Source organism: Bradyrhizobium sp. LMG 9283 (genome assembly GCF_045571415.1).
Classification (GTDB): domain Bacteria; phylum Pseudomonadota; class Alphaproteobacteria; order Rhizobiales; family Xanthobacteraceae; genus Bradyrhizobium.
Window position 1 is genome coordinate 4532214 of sequence record NZ_CP120691.1, and the last position, 16890, is coordinate 4549103.

Consider the following 16890-nt stretch of genomic DNA (forward strand, 5'->3'; position numbering starts at 1 on the left):
ATCAACCCTTTGTCGCGCCGGCGGTCAGGCCGGCAATGTAGTAGTCCATCAGGAATGCGTAGATGATCAGCGGCGGCGCGGCGCCGAGCAGCGCGCCGGTCATGATCTGCCCCCAGTTGAACACGTCGCCCTTGATCAATGTGGTGGTGATACCGACCGGCAGCACCAGCTGATCGACTGATGTCGTGAACACCAGGGGATAGAGGAACTGAGCCCAGGACACCGTGAAGGCGAAGATGGTCGCGGCGATCAGCCCGGGCAGCGCGACCGGGATGAAGATGCGTGTCAGCGTCTGCAGCCAGGAGGCGCCGTCGATGAGCGCGGCCTCGTCGAGCTCCTTCGGGATCGAGGCGAAATAGCCGATCATGATCCAGGTGCAGAACGGCACCGTCAGCGTCGGATAGATGAACAGCAGCACATACCATCGGTTCAGCAGCGTGATGCCGGTATAATCCTGGACCACCCCGAGCATCTTGAACAGGGGGATGAACAGGAGACTGTCCGGGATCAGGTAGGTCAGGAAGACGCCGGTGGCCAGAGTCGCCGAGCCCCAGAATTTCATCCGGGCCAGGGCAAAGGCCGCGGGAATGCTGATCACCATCGTGATGATAACGACCACGATCGACACGATCGACGAATTCCAGAAGAAGCGCAGGAACTGGTTCGAGGTGAGGAGCTCGACATAGTTCGACAGCGTCGGGTGGAACACCCACCAGGGATTGGTCGCCGCCGAGATCTCCGCGCTGCTCTTGAGCGAGGTGATCAGCATGTAGACCGGCGGCGTCAGGAAGAAGATCGCGAACAGCACCAGGAAGAAATAGGACCAGCGCAACGCCCAGGCGCGGTCGCGGCTCATGCTGCCATACTTGACCTTGCGGGAGGGACCGGCCTTGTCGATTGCAACCGTGCTCATCAGGCTTCATTCCCGCGTTTGGTGACATCGCGCAGGATGAAGATCGCTGCGACGGCGAGGATCGGCACCATGAACAGCGAGACGCAGGCGCCGAGCGGAATGTCGCTGCTCTGGATGCCGACCTGGAACGCCCAGGTGGCGAACAGATGCGTCGTATCCAGCGGGCCGCCTGAGGTCAGGATGCGCACGATGTCGAAATTGGCGAAGGTGACGATCAGCGAAAACAGCGTCGTGATGGCGATGATGTTGCGCATCATCGGCAGCGTGACGTACCAGATCCGCTGCCACCAATTGGCGCCGTCGATGGCCGCGGCCTCGTAGAGCTGGTCGGGCACGGATTTCAGCGCGGCCAGATACATGATCATGAAGAACGGCGCTCCGTACCAGACGTTGACGAGGATGACGGAGAAGCGCGCCCAGAAGGTTTCGCCGAGCCAGGGAATCGGACCGACGCCGAAGAAGGATAGCGTGTAGTTGAAGGCGCTGTAGGAGGGATCGAACAGCCACAGCCAGGCCAACGTGCTCATCGCCGGCGGGATCACCCAGGGCACGAGCAACATGCCGCGCCATTTGCGCTGGCCCTTGGCGGGGATGTTATGGACGAAATGCGCGACGACGAAGCCGATCAGCGCCTTGAAGATCACGGCCGTGATCGCGAAGATACAGGACTGCTGCACCACCATCCAGAACGTCTCGCGCTTGAACAGGAATGTGAAGTTGCCGAGGCCGACGAACTTTGTCATCGCCTTGTTCAGCGTCGCGAGGTGAACCGAGTAGAAGGCGGGGTAGAGCACCAGCAGCGCGATCAGGAGGATCAGCGGCAGCGTCAGGAAGAACGCAACCGTCGATTTTCGCCCGAGCGCATTGCGCAGGCTCTTTCCCTTGCGCGCGCCCGTCGCCCGGGCGACGCGACCTCGCTCAACGACGACATCGGCCATGTCAGAATCCTTAAGGTCAGCCTTCTTGCAAGCAGTCCAAGCTTGGAGCCGGCCATAGCGGTCGGCTTCAAGGTCTTGCGGATCCAATGACGGAGCCCTGGCGGCTCACGCGCGTGGCGCGAGCCGCCCTGGCACACGCCCGGCTTAGCTCCGCATGAAGCCTTCGCACTCGCCCTCGGCCCAGGCGAGCGCCTGATCCAACTTCTCGCCGCGCGCATAGCGCAGCGCCATCTTCGTCAGCGTCGCCTGGAAGTAGATCTGTTGCGCGATCTTGGGCGGTGCGGGCGACGCGGCGATCGACAGCGTCTGATGCTTGTAGGGGTCCGGATAGTGGAAGAGCGTTCCCTTCGGCGGCCCTTCCTCCGCCCAGGTCTTGAACTTGGTCATGTTCGCGTAGGCTGGCAGGTCGTAGCCGCCGCTCACCGCAACGAACTTCTCGATCGACGATGGCGCGGACAAGTGAACGAGCAGGCTCTTGGCCGCCTCCTTGTTCTTGCCGAAGCTCCAGACGCCCCAGAAGTAGGGCAGGTACGGTGCGAACCGGCCCTTCGGACCGGACGGGAAGCCGTGCGTCCAGCACTGCTCGGCGACCTGCGGCGCATCGCGCTTGGCAACGGCCCAGGCGCTCGGCGGGTTGAGGATCATCGCGCCCCGGCCGGAGATCAGCCATTTGTTGTTCGAAGCGTCGTCCCATGAGGGCGCGTCCGGCGGCAGGAACGCGATCAGCTTCTTGTAGAATTCCATGGCCTGGCGGACCTGATCGGTCTTCACCGTGATATCGCCCTTGGCATTGACGAGCTCGGCGCCGAACGATTGGAAGATCGCGCCGGCGGTATCCACGCTGTCGGTGGTCTCGCCGAGACCGATGCCGAAGGCAAAGCCGGCCTTCTGGCAAGCCTCGGCCGCCTTCAGGAAGGTCTCCATGGTCCAGTTGTCCGCCTTGGGCGGAGCGCCGACCGGGTACATCTCCTGCACGTCGATGCCGGCATGCTTCTTCATCAGATCGATGCGGGAGCAGGGGCCCTTGATCTGGCTGCCGGGGGTCGCGGGCACCGCGAGCCATTTGCCGCCGGACTGTCCGAGATATTTGACGGTGCCGTTCACCTCGCCATTCTGCTTGAGGAGCGGCTCCATGACGTCGTTGAGCGGCTCGAGGTTCTCGGCATAGGCCTGCGGCCACCAGCTCGGCATCTGCAGGATATCGTGACCGGACTTGGCCTGAGCTTCGGCGGCGGCGGTCAGCTCGATCTTTTTGTTGTTGCTGGTGATGTAGTCGATGGAGACTTCGACCTTCTCCTTCGCCGCCCATTCATTGACGAGATCGGTCGAGGCCTGGTTGGCGCCCGGCACCCAATGGTCCCAGAAGCCGATCGAGAGTTTGCCGGCGGCGTAGGCGCCCCGGACATAGGGCGCCGTGATCAGCGCCGCGGAGGACATTGCAGTGGCAGCCACAAATTGACGTCGCGTCAGTGTCTTTCGTGACATCTCATTTCCTCGCTTGGGTGTTGTTGTTGGAGTTTCCTCTGAGAAACTTCTTTATTGAGTTCTTGTTGCTCGATTTTCTTATTGGTGCCGTCGGTCGGCGTAGGTAATTCACGCATGCCGCAGCAAATTGGTAGCGCGATCAGATCATGATTGATCGCGTCTGTCGAGAAAGCCGAATGGCTTCGCGCCTAAAACTAACGTTGTGTCCGAAAAGCGTCGGACGCGTGTCGAGGCGACGCATCGCGGGCGCAGTGTTTTTGCGACGCACACTTCGCGTCGATCCGTCTGGAACGATCCGTGCGCATTTACGCCGCAGTTTCGAATAAGCCTGCATAACCGCTTCGCGTCAAAGACTTTTCGGGCGTGGACAGCGGATCGGCCGTGTCTGGACCTCGAAGCCGCGGAAACGATAGAGTTGCAGCTGGCGGGTGACTCCCCGCCCGAGAGGCCGGTCAGAAAAGACGATGGAGACGAGAATGATCAACACGGCGCCGTCAGCGCGGCTTTACCTGCGGCGATGCCTCGCGCTGGGCTCCGTGCTTACCCTGCTGCTCGGCGCCGCCGTGGTGGCGAATGCGCAAGGCCTGGTCAAAGGCGTTCAGGAAGGCGCGGCGGCCGGGAACAAGGCGGCAGGTCCGGTCGGTGGCGTGCTCGGCGGCGCGATCGGCGGCGTGGTTGGCGTCTTCACCGGCGTGCTCGGTGTCGGCACCAACAACGGCGGCAATCAGCCGCCGCCTGCCAAGGACTCCAGCAAGGACGCCAAGCAGCAGGGCGCGGCCAAGGACAAGGATGCCAAGAGCGCCAAGGCGGGCAAGGGCGCCAAGGCAAGCAAGGAGGCGAAGAACGCGCCGCAGGACAACAAGAGCAATAAAGACAACAAGGAGGTCACGGTCCTCACCCAGACTGGCGCGCCGCAGCTGACGGCCGAGCAGATCGTCGCCAACAGTGATTCCTATATCGAGCGGATCAAGACCGAGCTGAATCTGACGGCGGATCAGGAGAAGCACTGGTACGGCTTCGCGAGCGCGATGCACTACCTCGGGCATAATGGTGCAGAGCGGCTCAACCTGCGGGTTGCGCGCGCCAAGCGGGATCCACCCGACGACATCATCGAACAGATGCGCAACGAGGCCCAGTTCCTGATTGATCGCGCCGCCGACCAGCGCAACGTCGCCGACGCCGCCGAGCCGCTTTATTCGAGCCTCGACGACAAGCAGAAGCAGGTCTTCATTCAGGAGATGGTGCGCCTCAGCCACGAGCGCGGATTGGATTGATGAAGTCGAACCGGTTCGGGCGCGGCTGAATTAACGGCGCCCGCCACGAATTCGTGAATCCTCTCCGCAATTCGGTTATGGTTAGCTTCGCAAGGCTGACTGCGGGGTTGATATGGCGGACGGACTCTCCGTTTTCCTGGTCGAAGACGAGGCGTTGATCCGGATGATGATCGCCGACATGGTGGAGGAACTCGGCCACCACGTCGTCGCGGAAGCAGACAATGTGCGCGACGCCAGCGCCTTTGCCATGACCGCGCAATACGATCTGGCCATCCTCGACATCAATTTGATGGGCGTCTACGTCGATCCGGTCGCCGACCTGATCGAGCGTCGCGGAAAACCGTTTCTGTTCGCCACAGGCTACGGTCCGGAACTGCTGCCGTCCTTGCTCCGGCGCAGGCCGATCCTGCGCAAGCCGATCGCGATGGATCAGCTCAAGGCGATGATCGATTCGATGTTTCCGGAATCGCCGGCGACCATTCCACGCTGACCGGTCACGACTTAAGCTCCCAGCCCGAAAATGATGCAACTGGTTGTTGCCGGACGATCACACCCGCGACAAAACGCTCCAGCTATTGCCGGCGCCGAGTTCCCGGCGCTGGCCGATTCAGCGTCGAACGGATACGCATAGTCGCATTCTGAAACGAAGCGCATCGGAGTGCGCCGTGGGATCTCGAATGAGGGGGGCAGGCGGGTCTCGGCCTGCGCGTGCGGCGTTCTCGACCAATGATTGGATCCGGCGCAGCTTGGCGCGGGCAGGGTTGCGCTCGGGTACCTGGCTGTTGTTGCCTCTTCCGTCTTCGGCGGGCCGCCTGCAGCCCGCGCCCAAAGCTATACATGGGGAACCGGCGGGGCGAGCACCTTCACCAGCGATTACAATCTCGGCACCAACTGGTCCACCACGTTTGCTGGCGCGCCGCCGGTAAATGCGGGTCAAACCGCGATCTTTTCCTCCGCAGGCAGCCTGTCGGTGACGGTCTCCGCCGGGCCGATCACGCCTGATTCATGGACCTTCGACGCGGCAGCGCAGAACTACACCTTCATCGGCGCGGCCGTGAACTTCAATGGCGCCGGTCCGAACCTCGTCAACAACGCCAGCGGCGGTCAGTCGATTTCCATCGGTAACAACCTGACCGGAGCTGCCATTTCGCAGGCCGGCGTGAGCACGCTGACCTTGTCGGGGACAAATTCGTTCACCACCACCAGCGTCACCGCCGGTACCCTCGCCAATATCGCCAACCTGACCACGACGCTGACCAACAGTGCGACCTTCATCAACATCGGCACCCTCAACGGCAGCCTGACGAACACCGGCACGGTCAATGCCGACGGCACCATCAACGGCAACGTCGATCATCAGAGCGGTTCTTTCACGGCGTTCGGTCCGCTCACCGTCAATGGCACAATCACCACTGGTTCATCGTCTGACCTCTATGTCTCGGGCGGCGACCTCAACGTCACGACGCTCGTTAACAATTCGTCGGCCATGATTCACGCAACCTGGATCGACGCCGGCCGGACGCTCAATGCCACGACCTTGACCAACAACGGCAATCTCAGCGTCTCTGGAACGCTGAATGCGACAAACACCATCAGCAATGCAATCGGTGCCAACATCGTCGTCGATCCCACTGGTACGATCAATGGATCGATCAACGCCGCTGGTGGATACACCCAGCTCTACGGGACGATCAACGGCAACGTGACGCTGGCCGGCAGCCTCGCTTCGATGAACACTTATGGCGGCAGCGTCACGGGGCGGGTGGCTCTCACGGCTGCCGGCGCGAATGTCTACTCGATCTCCGGCGGTGCGACCTACGGTTCGATCGCCGGCGTCGCTGGCACCCAGGTGGACACGGGCGCGTTCGTCCTGACCGTGGGCGGCGACAATTCGTCCTCGACCTTCGCGGGGGCGTTGATCGGGAGTGGCGGTTTCGTGAAGACCGGCTCCGGCATCATGTCGCTCACGGGTGACGGCAGCGCCTACACCGGCTCGACCACAGTCACCGGTGGCACGCTCGTTGTCGATGGCTCGATGGCGTCATCGAGCCTCACCACGGTGAACGCGACTGCCGCGCTGGCCGGCATCGGCGCCGTGGGGGCACTCCAGGTCAACGCGGGCGGCATTTTCTCGCCGGGCGGTGCGGGCGGGCGGGGGACGTCCATGACCGTGGCAAGCCTCACGATGCAATCAGGGGCCCTGTTCAGTGTTTTCGTCGATCCCGCAACCTCCAGCTTTGCCAATGTGACGGGAAGCGCAGCGCTTGGCGGCGCCACCGTCGGTGCGCATTTTGCCGCTGGCTCTTACGTCGCCAAGCAGTACACGATCCTGAATGCGAGCAGCATCAGCAGCCATTTCGATCCCACCGTGGCGAACACCGGCCTGCCGTCGGGCTTCCACACGACGCTGAGCTATGACACCACCCATGCCTATCTGAATCTTGCGCTGAACTTCACGCCGCCGTCCGGAAACCTCAACGGCAACCAGCAGAACGTCGGTAACGCCATCATCAACTACTTCAACGCCAATGGAACGATTCCGATGGCGTTCGGCGGTCTGACGCCGGCCGGGTTGACGCAGCTGTCCGGTGAAGTCGGCAGCGCCCCGCAGCAGACGACGTTCAACGCCATGAGCCAGTTCATGGGCGTGATGACGGATCCGTTGGTGGCAGGCCGCGGCGATCCCGTCAGTGCCGGCGGCGCGCCAAATGCCTATGCAGAGGAGAGCATGGCGTACGCAACCAGGAACGCCGGCCGCAGCACGCGCGAACGCGAAGCCTATGCTGCGATCCACACCAAGGCACCGCCGGTCGCGCCAGGCTTCGAGCAGCGCTGGAGCGTCTGGGCGGCGGGCTTCGGCGGCTCGCAGCCACCGACGGCAACACCGTCGTCGGCTCGAACGGCACGACCAGCAGCCTTTATGGCACCGCGGTCGGCGCGGATTATCGCATCTCGCGTGACACCTTGGCGGGCTTTGCGCTCGCCGGCGGGGGCACGAATTTCACCGTCGCGAACGCTCTCGGTGGCGGCCGGTCCGATCTGTTCCAGGCGGGTGCCTTCTTCCGCCACATCGTCGGACCCGCCTACATGACGGGCGCGTTCGCTTACGGCTGGCAGGACATCGTCACCGATCGCACGGTGACCGTGGCGGGGCTCGATCGCCTGCGCGCCGAATTCAATGCCAACACCTGGTCCGGACGGCTCGAAGGTGGCTATCGTTTCGTTGCGCAAGGTGTCGGCCTAACGCCCTATGCCGCGGCGCAATTCACCACCTTCGATCTGCCTGCCTATGCCGAGCAGGCGATCGTCGGCAGCAACATGTTCGGCCTTGCCTACAACGCCAAGACCGTGACGGACGGCCGCAGCGAGCTCGGCCTGCGGACCGACAAGGCCTTCGCGCAAGCCGACGGCATCGTCACACTGCGCGGGCGTCTCGCCTGGGCGCACGACTTCAATCCCGATCGCACCATTGGCGCCACGTTCCAGACCCTGCCGGGCGCCAGCTTCGTGGTGAACGGCGCTGCAATGGCCTCCGATTCCGCCCTCGTCACGGCAGCTGCCGAGAAGAAATGGTTGAGCGGTTGGTCGGCGGCTGCCAGCTTCGAAGGCGAGTTCTCCAACGTCACGCGCTCCTATGCCGGCAAGGGCCTCGTGCGCTACGCGTGGTGAGGGCGTCGGTAGGAACGAATGGCCGTCGCCGCTGCGCAGCGACTGCGCTCGCAAGCTTCAGTTGCGACCGTTCCTCAGCACCGTGGCAATGGTATGGGCCGTCATGGCCGCGCGATCCGAAGCACGCTGGGCCGCCAGCCGGTCGCGTGCCTTTTCCTCGATCAGGAGTTCGATCAGGGCCAACCGTTTGTCTTCGCTGTCAGCCTCGCGCAGCAGGCGGTGATAGCGGTGATAGTCGAAACCAAAATCCTGCTTACGCATGCCACGCCCCCGCAACTACGCCACACACGACGAGATTGTTTCTCATTTGAATTGTGTACGCAAGCACGTTCCGACCTGGAACCAGGCGTGCGCCGGAATCTGCTGTGAATTACTGGAGCCCGAGAGCAGCAGAGAGCAACCGTCCGTCAATCCGAAGTGTGGTCGGCAAACATCTTCAGGCCGACGAAGCTCGCATCAGGCTTGATCACGAGCCGGGTCGGGATGTTGCGCAGATAATCCTGGAAGCGTCCTTTCGCCTCAAAGCGTGCCCGGAATGCGGAGGCTGCGAGGAACTCGCGAAAGCGCGGCACGATTCCGCCAGCAACATAGACGCCGCCGCGGGCGCCGAAGGTCACCGCGAGATTGCCGGTGACCGAGCCGAGGATGGCGCAAAACATCTCCAGCGTCGCGCGACTGACGGGACAGCTGCCCTCCAGCGCGGACTTGGTGATGGCAGCGGCATCGCGATGCGGCACCTGAACGCGGTCGATCTCAGCCAACGCTTCGTAGAGGTTCTGCAGCCCGGAACCCGAGAGTGCGCCACGCTCGATGGAGACATGGCCGAGGCGCCGGCGCAGGCACGCAATCACGCGTTCCTCGCGCTCGTTCTCTGCCGGCAGGGTCGCGTGTCCGGCCTCAGTGACGACGGCCAAGCGCGAGCCATGGCGTTCAATCAGGCAGGAGACACCAAAGCCGGTTCCTGGCCCGACGACCAGCAACGGCTCTCCGGGCAAACCATCGCCTCCGCCGAGCGGGACCAGGTCGGCAGGCTGCAAGGCGGGCAGGGACCAGGCCACCACCTCGAAGTCGTTCAGCACATGGACCCGGTCGAAGCCGAGCGCGGGCTGCAGCTCGTTGCCGTCGATGACCCAAGGGCTGTTGGTCATGACGCAGCGGTTGTTGGTGACGGGACCTGCCACCGCCAGCACTGCTCTTGTGGGCTGCTCGCCGCCCGACCGGCGCGCCAGGACGTCCGCAATGGCTTCGCGGACGGTCGGGAAGTCGGCGACCTTCACATAATCGATATCGATCGGTCCGGTCTGATCACTCAGGCTCAGCGCGAAGCGCGCATTGGTGCCGCCGATATCGGCGAGAAGAATCTTTCCTGTCTTGCCGATGTCCATGGCCCTGCGGCTTCCGCGGCCCTGCCGGCCCTCGGGAACCTTCGCCTCCGTTCCTGATCCGATCCGCAAGCACGCGGACGGTCCGAGAATCCTCGCTTGGTTGTTCCTAGTCAACACGGATAGGGTCAAACCGTTGCATCTGGACGACCCTTGGCCATCAGCGCGGTATCGCCGCACGCGGTCTATGGTTGCGAAGCCGCGCCGGAAGATCGACATTGGGAAGGAGCGTCCCGTGCTCGACGCCGGGCGGATCGAATGGGCCTTGCAATGAAGATTTCCGACCGCGACGTGCTGCTGGTGATCGATGTACAGAACGACTTCTGTACCGGCGGAGCGCTTGCCGTTCCCAGTGGCGAGAAGGTCGTCCCCGCCATCAACCGGATCGCCCAAAGATTCGCCAATGTGGTCCTGACCCAGGACTGGCATCCGCGCGACCACGTCTCGTTCGCGTCGAACCATGCAGCCAAGCAGCCGTTCCAGACGATTGAGCTCGACTACGGCCGGCAGGTGCTATGGCCGACGCATTGCGTGCAAGGCACGGCGGGTGCTGAATTTCATCGCGATCTCGACGTGACACGGGCGAGCCTCGTGGTGCGCAAGGGCTTTCGCCGTGGCATCGATTCCTATTCGGCCCTGTTCGAGAACGACCATCGCACGCCGACCGGGCTGCTTGGTTATTTGCGCGAACGCGAGCTGAAGACCGTCTTTGTTGCCGGTCTGGCGCTGGACTTCTGCGTTCGCTTCTCGGCGGAGGATGCGCGCAAGGCGGGGTTGGAGGTGGCCGTCATCGAGGATGCCTGCCGAGGCATCGATCTCGACGGTTCGGTGGCCGCGACCCATCAAAGTTTTCGGGACCTAGGGATCGCTGTTGTCAGCCTCGAGGCGTTCCTGTGAGGACATCGAGGTAGCCATGGTGGAAAAGACCGCCAAACAGACACGCGGATCGGGGCATGCTCCTGATGATCCGCGGCTGTGGCCGTTTGCGGCGGCGCAGCTTGCCATGGATGCCTGGTTCTGGTGGCTGGAGCGCGGACCCGCGGAGCCGCGTGACAGCAGTGTGCCATGGACGACACCCAACAGCGTTGCGCTGGAGCTCGCAACAATGCAGCTGCGCGATTGCTCGCAGATCCGGTCCGGCCAGCCTGCGCTGGTCTGCGCCCCCTATGCGCTGCATCGAGCCCTGATCGCCGATTTCGCGTCGGGCCACAGTGTGGTGCAGTCATTGCAGAATGGCGGCATCGACCGGGTCTATCTCACCGACTGGCGGTCGGCGACATCGGACATGCGCTATCTCTCCATCGACAGCTATCTCGGCGATCTCAACGTCGCCATCGACGAGATCGGCGCGCCGGTCGATCTCGTCGGGCTCTGCCAGGGCGGATGGTTGTCGCTGCTCTACGCGGCGCGCTTTCCGGCCAAGGTGCGACGGCTGGTCCTGGTCGGTGCTCCCGTGGACCTGTCGATCGATTCCTCGCTCTCCCGGCTCGCCCGCAACGCGCCCGGGTTGGTCTACGACCAGCTCGTCGCGCGCGGCGGCGGCAACGTCAGCGGCGAGGAGATGCTGCGCTTCTGGTCCAAAGCGCCTGATAACGACGATATCGTGGTGGCTTTGCAGCGGGATCTCTCGGACGAGCGGGGCACCGCGCTGCTCGCGCGCTTCCACCGCTGGAATGCCGAGACGCTCAATTTGCCGGGCACTTATTATCTCGAGATCGTCAACGGGATTTTCCGGGAGAACCTGATTGCTCGCGACAATTTCGTCGCGCTCGGCCGCCCGATTCATCTGAAGGACGTCAAGGCGCCGATCTTCCTGCTCGCCGGGCTCGACGACGATGTGGTGCCGGCGACGCAAGCGCTTGCCACGGCCGGGCTTGTCGGCACGCCGCCAACCTTCATTGCGGCGGCTTCCGAGCCGAGCAATCATCTCGGCCTATTCATGGGCGCGCGCACCCATGCGCATGCCTGGCCCCGGATCGCCGAATGGCTGCGCGTCGATCTGCCCGGCGTGCTGGCCCGCAGCGCCTGAGCTCGCGAGCGCTGGGCAGGCCGCCTTGCAAATCCGTTATGCATGACGGCGGATGGCTCGCACGGGACCCGGTCGATGGGCTACATATGGTCCGGAGCTGACGGCTTCGGCAGCGAAGAGATTCAAGGGTACTGCACTCGATGACTTTCCATTCGATCTACGCTCACGGATTTGCGCGCGTGGCGGCCTGTGTCACCACGTCCCACGTCGCCGATCCCACGGCCAACGCGAAGGCTGTGCTGGCCGCGGCCGATGCCTGCCACGAGCAGTCGGTGGCGGTCGCAGTGTTTCCCGAGCTGTGCCTGTCCGGCTATGCGATCGAAGATCTGGTGAAGCAGGATCCGCTGCTCGATGCGGTCGAGCGCGGGCTCGCCGCGATTGTTGAGGCTTCCGCGGGGCTGATGACGGTGCTGATCGTCGGGGCGCCGCTGCGCTTTGGTCATCGCATCTACAATTGCGCCGTCGTTATCCACCGCGGCAACGTCCTCGGTGTGGTGCCCAAGAGCTACCTGCCGACCTATCGCGAGTTCTACGAGGGTCGGCATTTCGCCTCCGGCGCCGGTATCGCCGGAGAGACGATCGCCTTCGCCGGCCTGCACGCGCCGTTTGGCGTGGATCTCCTGTTCGCGGCTGAGGACGTTCCGGGCCTCGCCATTGGCATCGAGATCTGCGAGGACATGTGGATCCCGGTGACACCCGCCTCCGAGCTTGCGCTCGCGGGCGCGAGCGTGTTGATCAATCTTTCGGGCAGTCCGATCACGATCGGCCGGGCGCGCTCGCGCGCGCTGCTGTGCCAATCCACCTCCGCGCGCTGCCTCGCGGCCTACGTTTATTCCGCCGCCGGGGCAGGGGAATCCACCACCGATCTCGCCTGGGACGGCCAGACCTCGATCTACGAGAATGGCGTGTTGCTGGCCGAGGGCGAGCGTTTCCGGCAGGGCGGCCAGATCACATATGCCGATGTCGATCTCGACCTGCTCAGGCAGGAGCGCGCCCTGATGGGCACGTTCGACGACAACCGGCGGCAGCGCGAGGCTTTCTTCCGGAAGGTGACATTTGCCCTAAAGCCGCCGGCGGCCGATATCGGCTTCCTGCGCAAGGTCGAGCGCTTTCCGTTCGTGCCGAGCGACGAGAGCCTGCTCGAGCAGGATTGCTATGAGGCCTACAACATCCAGGTCGCCGGCCTCGTGCAGCGCATGCGCGCGACCGGCACCAAACGCGTCGTGATCGGCGTATCCGGCGGACTCGATTCCACCCACGCACTGATCGTCGCCGCCAAAGCGGTCGACCTGCTCGGCCTGCCTCGCGAGAACATCCTCGCCTACACCATGCCGGGCTTTGCCACCGGCAGCGAGAGCAAGACCAACGCGCTGGCGCTGATGCAGGCGTTGCACACGAGCCGGCAGGAACTCGACATCCGCACCACCGCGACCCAGATGCTGAAGGACATAGGCCACCCCTTCGGCAAGGGCGAGAAGGTCTATGACGTCACCTTCGAGAACGTGCAGGCGGGCCTGCGCACGGACTATTTGTTCCGGCTTGCCAACCATCACGGCGGCATCGTCATCGGAACCGGCGATCTCTCCGAGCTCGCGCTCGGCTGGTGCACCTATGGCGTCGGCGACCAGATGGCGCATTACAACGTCAATGCCGGCGTGCCGAAAACGCTGATCCAGCATCTGATCCGCTGGGTGATTTCCTCGAAACAGTTCAGCGACGACGTCAACCGGACGCTTGGTTCGATCCTGGCCGCTGAAATCTCGCCCGAGCTCGTGCCGGTGCAGCCCGGCGAGAAACCGCAGAGCACGGAAGCGTCCGTCGGGCCTTACGAGCTGCAAGATTTCAACCTGTTCTACACGCTGCGCTTCGGCATGCGGCCGTCCAAGATCGCTTTCATGGCGCTTCAGGCGTGGAAGGACGCCGCCAAGGGCGAATGGCCGCCGGCGTTCCCGAGCGACCGGCGCAGGGCCTATGATCTGCCGGAGATCCGCCGCTGGCTGGAAGTGTTCCTGCGCCGCTTCTTCGCCTTCAGCCAGTTCAAGCGCTCGGCCATGCCGAATGGGCCGAAGGTCTCGGCTGGCGGCTCGCTGTCGCCACGCGGCGACTGGCGCGCGCCGTCGGATTCGAGTGCGGCTGCTTGGCTCGAGGATCTTGAACGGAACGTGCCGAACTGATCGGAGCGGCGTTGGGAAGGGACGATCTGATGTCCGCCGGGGAAGAAGGCCCGCGTGAGGTTCACGGCGCGGCTGATGCTGAAGGATGCGATGTGAGCTGACGCTCATCTCGGGCTGCTTCGCAGCAGGCACGAAGGGACTCAGTGATATGCTGAAGCGCCCGCGCTGATGGAAAGCGCGAGGTCCGGAGTGCCTAGGAGTCCGGACCTCGTCACCTTGCCCCAGCCTTCAACCCCCGCCCCATGTGGTCCCCCAACCCCCATGTTGCGCGATCAGAGGTGATGCCCGTGGAAGTGGCCGCCGATCGATGTCCGGCGATGTAGGCGAAGGCCGGTTAGGATTCCATTCCGGATCACTACGGAGACGAATACCGCTTGCCATGTGTTCGTTCTGCATCGGTCGCGCTCGTCGTTGCTGATCTGCAGCGAACGACCGACGGGATGTCCACATCTGATCGGCACCTCGCAACCTGCATTTCACCGGCCTGTCATTGAACTGGTCTAGCGCTGCTCCCGTCATTGCTGACGGCCAAGGAGCATGCCATGTCGAAGCCGGTGCTGGGCGCCGCATTGTCCATCAGATCGATCCCCGCGCATCGCGACTGGCTTCTCGAACGGCAGCGCGATCTGGAAATCCAGGACTTCTTCCGCGCCGATCTGCTCGATAGCGACTGGCGCGCAACCGCCGGCGAGATCAAGCAGATGCTCGCCGGTCACACCGGCCGGCTCGGCATCCACGGCCCGTTCTGGGGCTTCAAGATCGACAGCCATGATCCCATGATCCGCCAGGCGGTGACCAAGCGCCTGCTCCAGGGCCTGGACGCCGCCGAGTTCCTCGGCGCGACGCAGATGGTGATCCATTCGCCGTTCACGACCTGGGACCACAACAATCTCGATCTCTATCCCGACAATCGCGGTAATCTCGTCGAACGCGTCAAGGCGACGCTCGCCGAGGTGATCGCGCGCGCCGAAACCATCGGCTGCGAAATCGTCATCGAGAATATTGAAGACAAGGATCCGCGCGACCGCGTGCGTCTCGCCAAAGCGCTCGAAAGCAGCAAGGTTCGCGTCTCGCTCGACACCGGCCACGCCAACTACGCGCATGTCTCCACCGGCGCGCCGCCGGTCGACTATTACGTCGAGACCGCCGGCGACATGCTGACGCATGTGCACCTCCAGGATACCGACGGCTTTGCCGACCGGCACTGGGCGCCGGGCGAAGGCAACATCCCGTGGGTCGCCGTGTTCCGCGCGCTGGGACGGCTGACTTCAAATCCGCGGCTGATCCTCGAACTCCGCAATCACAACGACGTCCGCGCCGGCGCAGCCCATCTCGCCGCGCTCGGGCTCGCTGAATAACCGACATCACAGAGGGTAGGGGTCACCACCATGAGCAAGCTCACCCGTCGCACCATCCTGAAATCCGGCGGCGCAGCCGCCAGCACATTGCTGCTGCCGCGCTTTGCGATCGCGCAAGGCGACAACCGTCCGTCGGTGACGATCGCCGTGCAGAAGGTGACCAATGCGAACGTGCTCGACGTGCTGCGCGAGCAATCCAATGTCGGCGAGCGCGTGTTCTTCTCCTCGATCTGGGAAGGCCTGATCTCCAAGAACTGGCGCGGCAATCTGGAAGCCGTGCCGGGGCTCGCCACCGAATGGCGCCGCATCGACGATCAGACCGTCGAGGTGAAGCTGCGCCAGGGTGTCAAATTCCACAATGGCGACGAGCTAACCGCGGAAGACGTCGTCTTCACCTTCAGCCGCGAGCGCATGTTCGGCGACACCGAGGCCAAGAGCCGAACCACTATCCAGGCCTTCGAGAAGATCCCGACGCCGCGCCCGGGCAAGGAGCTGCCGCCCGATGTGCCGGCCGTCGCCCGCCGCATCTGGCCGGACCTCGTGCGCGTCGATGCCGTGGATAAATACACGGTGCGCTTCTACAACGCGACGCCCGACGTCACGATCGAGGGCCGGCTGTCGCGCTACGGCTCCGACATCATGAACCGCCGCGCCTGGGAAGAGTCCGCCAGCTATCTCGATTGGGCCCGCAAGCCCGTCACCACCGGTCCTTACAAGGTCGTCGAGCTCAAGCCCGACGTTTCGCTGACTCTCGAAGCCCACGACGAATATTGGGGCGGCCGCCCGCCGCTCAAGCGCATCCGTTTCCTCGAAGTGCCTGAAGTCGCGAGCCGCATCAACGGCCTCTTGTCGGGCGAATACCAGTTCGCCTGCGACATCCCGCCGGACCAGATCGCGGGCATCGAGAAGAACGCCGCGTTCGAGGTGCAGGGCGGCACCATCCTCAATCACCGCCTGACCGTGTTCGACAAGAACCACGCCCAGCTCGCCAATCCGCTCGTCAGGCGCGCCTTCACCCATGCGATCGATCGCCAGGCCATCGTCGACAGTCTGTGGGCCGGCCGCACCCGCGTGCCGAAGGGCCTGCAGTGGGAATTCTACGGCGACATGTTCAATGCCGACTGGAGCGTGCCGGCCTATGATCCCAAGCTCGCGCAGGATCTGTTGAAACAGGCCAATTATAAGGGCGATCCGATTCCCTATCGCCTGCTCAACAACTACTACACCAACCAAGTCGCGACGGCGCAGATCCTGGTCGAGATGTGGAAGTCGGTCGGCCTCAACGTGCAGATCGAGACCAAGGAGAACTGGTCGCAGATCATGGAGCGTGCGCCCACCCGCGCTGTGCGCGACTGGTCGAACTCGGCGGCGTTCAACGATCCCGTGTCCTCGCTGGTCGCCCAGCACGGTCCGAACGGCCAGCAGCAGCAGATCGGCGAATGGACCAACACCGAGCTGAACACGCTCTCGGAATTCCTGGAAACTTCGACCGATCGCGCGGCACGCAAGAAGGCGTTCCGCCGCATGCTCGAGATCGCCGAGCGCGAAGATCCCGCCTACACGGTGCTGCACCAGAACGCGACCTTCACGGCCAAGCCGAAATCGATCAAGTGGAAGGCGGCGCCTGCCTTCGCGATGGATTTCCGCGCCGGCAATTTCGAGGCCTGA

General features: G+C 63.6%; 13 protein-coding genes and 1 pseudogene. 9 read left to right on the plus strand and 5 right to left on the minus strand.

Annotated elements, in window-relative coordinates; genetic code table 11:
• Position 1: 1 nt before the first annotated feature.
• From P6U29_RS21410 to P6U29_RS21420, 3 genes are all read right to left on the minus strand, one after another.
• Entirely contained in the window at positions 2 to 913 is a 912-nt protein-coding gene (locus P6U29_RS21410) for a carbohydrate ABC transporter permease (protein WP_407112139.1), read from the minus strand.
• Entirely contained in the window at positions 913 to 1851 is a 939-nt protein-coding gene (locus P6U29_RS21415; RefSeq protein ID WP_407112140.1) for a carbohydrate ABC transporter permease, read from the minus strand. The genes P6U29_RS21410 and P6U29_RS21415 overlap by 1 nt, the downstream gene beginning before the upstream one ends.
• Before the next feature lie 144 nt (positions 1852 to 1995).
• Positions 1996 to 3336, minus strand: coding sequence for an ABC transporter substrate-binding protein (locus tag P6U29_RS21420; protein ID WP_407112141.1), 1341 nt, complete (start codon positions 3334 to 3336; stop codon positions 1996 to 1998).
• A 476-nt stretch (positions 3337 to 3812) separates the two neighbouring features.
• Here P6U29_RS21420 and P6U29_RS21425 point away from each other — a divergent pair, with 476 nt between their 5' ends.
• The 4 genes and pseudogenes from P6U29_RS21425 to P6U29_RS21440 all read left to right on the plus strand — a co-directional run bounded on the left by P6U29_RS21425 (position 3813) and on the right by P6U29_RS21440 (position 8279).
• Positions 3813 to 4610 (plus strand): Spy/CpxP family protein refolding chaperone, encoded by a 798-nt coding sequence (locus P6U29_RS21425; protein ID WP_407112142.1) that lies wholly within the window; start codon positions 3813 to 3815, stop codon positions 4608 to 4610.
• A 112-nt stretch (positions 4611 to 4722) separates the two neighbouring features.
• Positions 4723 to 5100, plus strand: coding sequence for a response regulator (locus P6U29_RS21430; RefSeq protein WP_407112143.1), 378 nt, complete (start codon positions 4723 to 4725; stop codon positions 5098 to 5100).
• Between the two features lie 669 nt (positions 5101 to 5769).
• Positions 5770 to 6594 (plus strand): annotated as a pseudogene (locus P6U29_RS21435) (hypothetical protein); the annotation flags it as partial.
• A gap of 857 nt (positions 6595 to 7451) precedes the next feature.
• Complete coding sequence (locus P6U29_RS21440; protein WP_407119385.1) at positions 7452 to 8279, plus strand: autotransporter outer membrane beta-barrel domain-containing protein; 828 nt, start codon at positions 7452 to 7454, stop codon at positions 8277 to 8279.
• Between the two features lie 57 nt (positions 8280 to 8336).
• On the opposite strand, the gene P6U29_RS21445 is transcribed toward P6U29_RS21440, so the two are convergent.
• Both P6U29_RS21445 and glk read right to left on the minus strand, forming a co-directional pair.
• Positions 8337 to 8540 (minus strand): hypothetical protein, encoded by a 204-nt coding sequence (locus P6U29_RS21445; RefSeq protein ID WP_100230552.1) that lies wholly within the window; start codon positions 8538 to 8540, stop codon positions 8337 to 8339.
• A gap of 146 nt (positions 8541 to 8686) precedes the next feature.
• On the minus strand, positions 8687 to 9664 hold the full coding sequence (gene glk, locus P6U29_RS21450; protein WP_407119386.1) for a glucokinase: 978 nt from the start codon (positions 9662 to 9664) through the stop codon (positions 8687 to 8689).
• A gap of 255 nt (positions 9665 to 9919) precedes the next feature.
• Between glk and pncA the strand changes: the two genes are divergently transcribed.
• From pncA to P6U29_RS21475, 5 genes are all read left to right on the plus strand, one after another.
• On the plus strand, positions 9920 to 10558 hold the full coding sequence (gene pncA / locus P6U29_RS21455) for a bifunctional nicotinamidase/pyrazinamidase (protein WP_407112144.1): 639 nt from the start codon (positions 9920 to 9922) through the stop codon (positions 10556 to 10558).
• 16 nt (positions 10559 to 10574) lie between these two features.
• The gene (locus P6U29_RS21460) at positions 10575 to 11690 is read left to right on the plus strand and encodes an alpha/beta fold hydrolase (protein ID WP_407112145.1); all 1116 of its coding nucleotides are present in this window, start codon (positions 10575 to 10577) and stop codon (positions 11688 to 11690) included.
• Between the two features lie 140 nt (positions 11691 to 11830).
• Complete coding sequence (locus P6U29_RS21465) at positions 11831 to 13864, plus strand: NAD(+) synthase (RefSeq protein ID WP_407112146.1); 2034 nt, start codon at positions 11831 to 11833, stop codon at positions 13862 to 13864.
• A 542-nt stretch (positions 13865 to 14406) separates the two neighbouring features.
• Positions 14407 to 15222 carry a sugar phosphate isomerase/epimerase family protein gene (locus tag P6U29_RS21470; RefSeq protein WP_407112147.1) on the plus strand — a complete coding sequence of 272 codons (816 nt, stop codon included), beginning with the start codon at positions 14407 to 14409 and terminating at the stop codon, positions 15220 to 15222.
• A 30-nt stretch (positions 15223 to 15252) separates the two neighbouring features.
• Positions 15253 to 16890, plus strand: coding sequence for an ABC transporter substrate-binding protein (locus P6U29_RS21475; RefSeq protein WP_407112148.1), 1638 nt, complete (start codon positions 15253 to 15255; stop codon positions 16888 to 16890).

Bases quoted from the DNA above. Each gene is read 5' to 3' on its own strand.
- P6U29_RS21410 (WP_407112139.1), bottom strand. From the start codon at position 913: ATGAGCACGGTTGCAATCGACAAGGCCGGTCCCTCCCGCAAGGTCAAG.
- P6U29_RS21415 (WP_407112140.1), bottom strand. From the start codon at position 1,851: ATGGCCGATGTCGTCGTTGAGCGAGGTCGCGTCGCCCGGGCGACGGGC.
- P6U29_RS21420 (WP_407112141.1), bottom strand. From the start codon at position 3,336: ATGTCACGAAAGACACTGACGCGACGTCAATTTGTGGCTGCCACTGCA.
- P6U29_RS21425 (WP_407112142.1), top strand. From the start codon at position 3,813: ATGATCAACACGGCGCCGTCAGCGCGGCTTTACCTGCGGCGATGCCTC.
- P6U29_RS21430 (WP_407112143.1), top strand. From the start codon at position 4,723: ATGGCGGACGGACTCTCCGTTTTCCTGGTCGAAGACGAGGCGTTGATC.
- P6U29_RS21445 (WP_100230552.1), bottom strand. From the start codon at position 8,540: ATGCGTAAGCAGGATTTTGGTTTCGACTATCACCGCTATCACCGCCTG.
- glk (WP_407119386.1), bottom strand. From the start codon at position 9,664: ATGGACATCGGCAAGACAGGAAAGATTCTTCTCGCCGATATCGGCGGC.
- pncA (WP_407112144.1), top strand. From the start codon at position 9,920: ATGGGCCTTGCAATGAAGATTTCCGACCGCGACGTGCTGCTGGTGATC.
- P6U29_RS21460 (WP_407112145.1), top strand. From the start codon at position 10,575: ATGGTGGAAAAGACCGCCAAACAGACACGCGGATCGGGGCATGCTCCT.
- P6U29_RS21465 (WP_407112146.1), top strand. From the start codon at position 11,831: ATGACTTTCCATTCGATCTACGCTCACGGATTTGCGCGCGTGGCGGCC.
- P6U29_RS21470 (WP_407112147.1), top strand. From the start codon at position 14,407: ATGTCGAAGCCGGTGCTGGGCGCCGCATTGTCCATCAGATCGATCCCC.
- P6U29_RS21475 (WP_407112148.1), top strand. From the start codon at position 15,253: ATGAGCAAGCTCACCCGTCGCACCATCCTGAAATCCGGCGGCGCAGCC.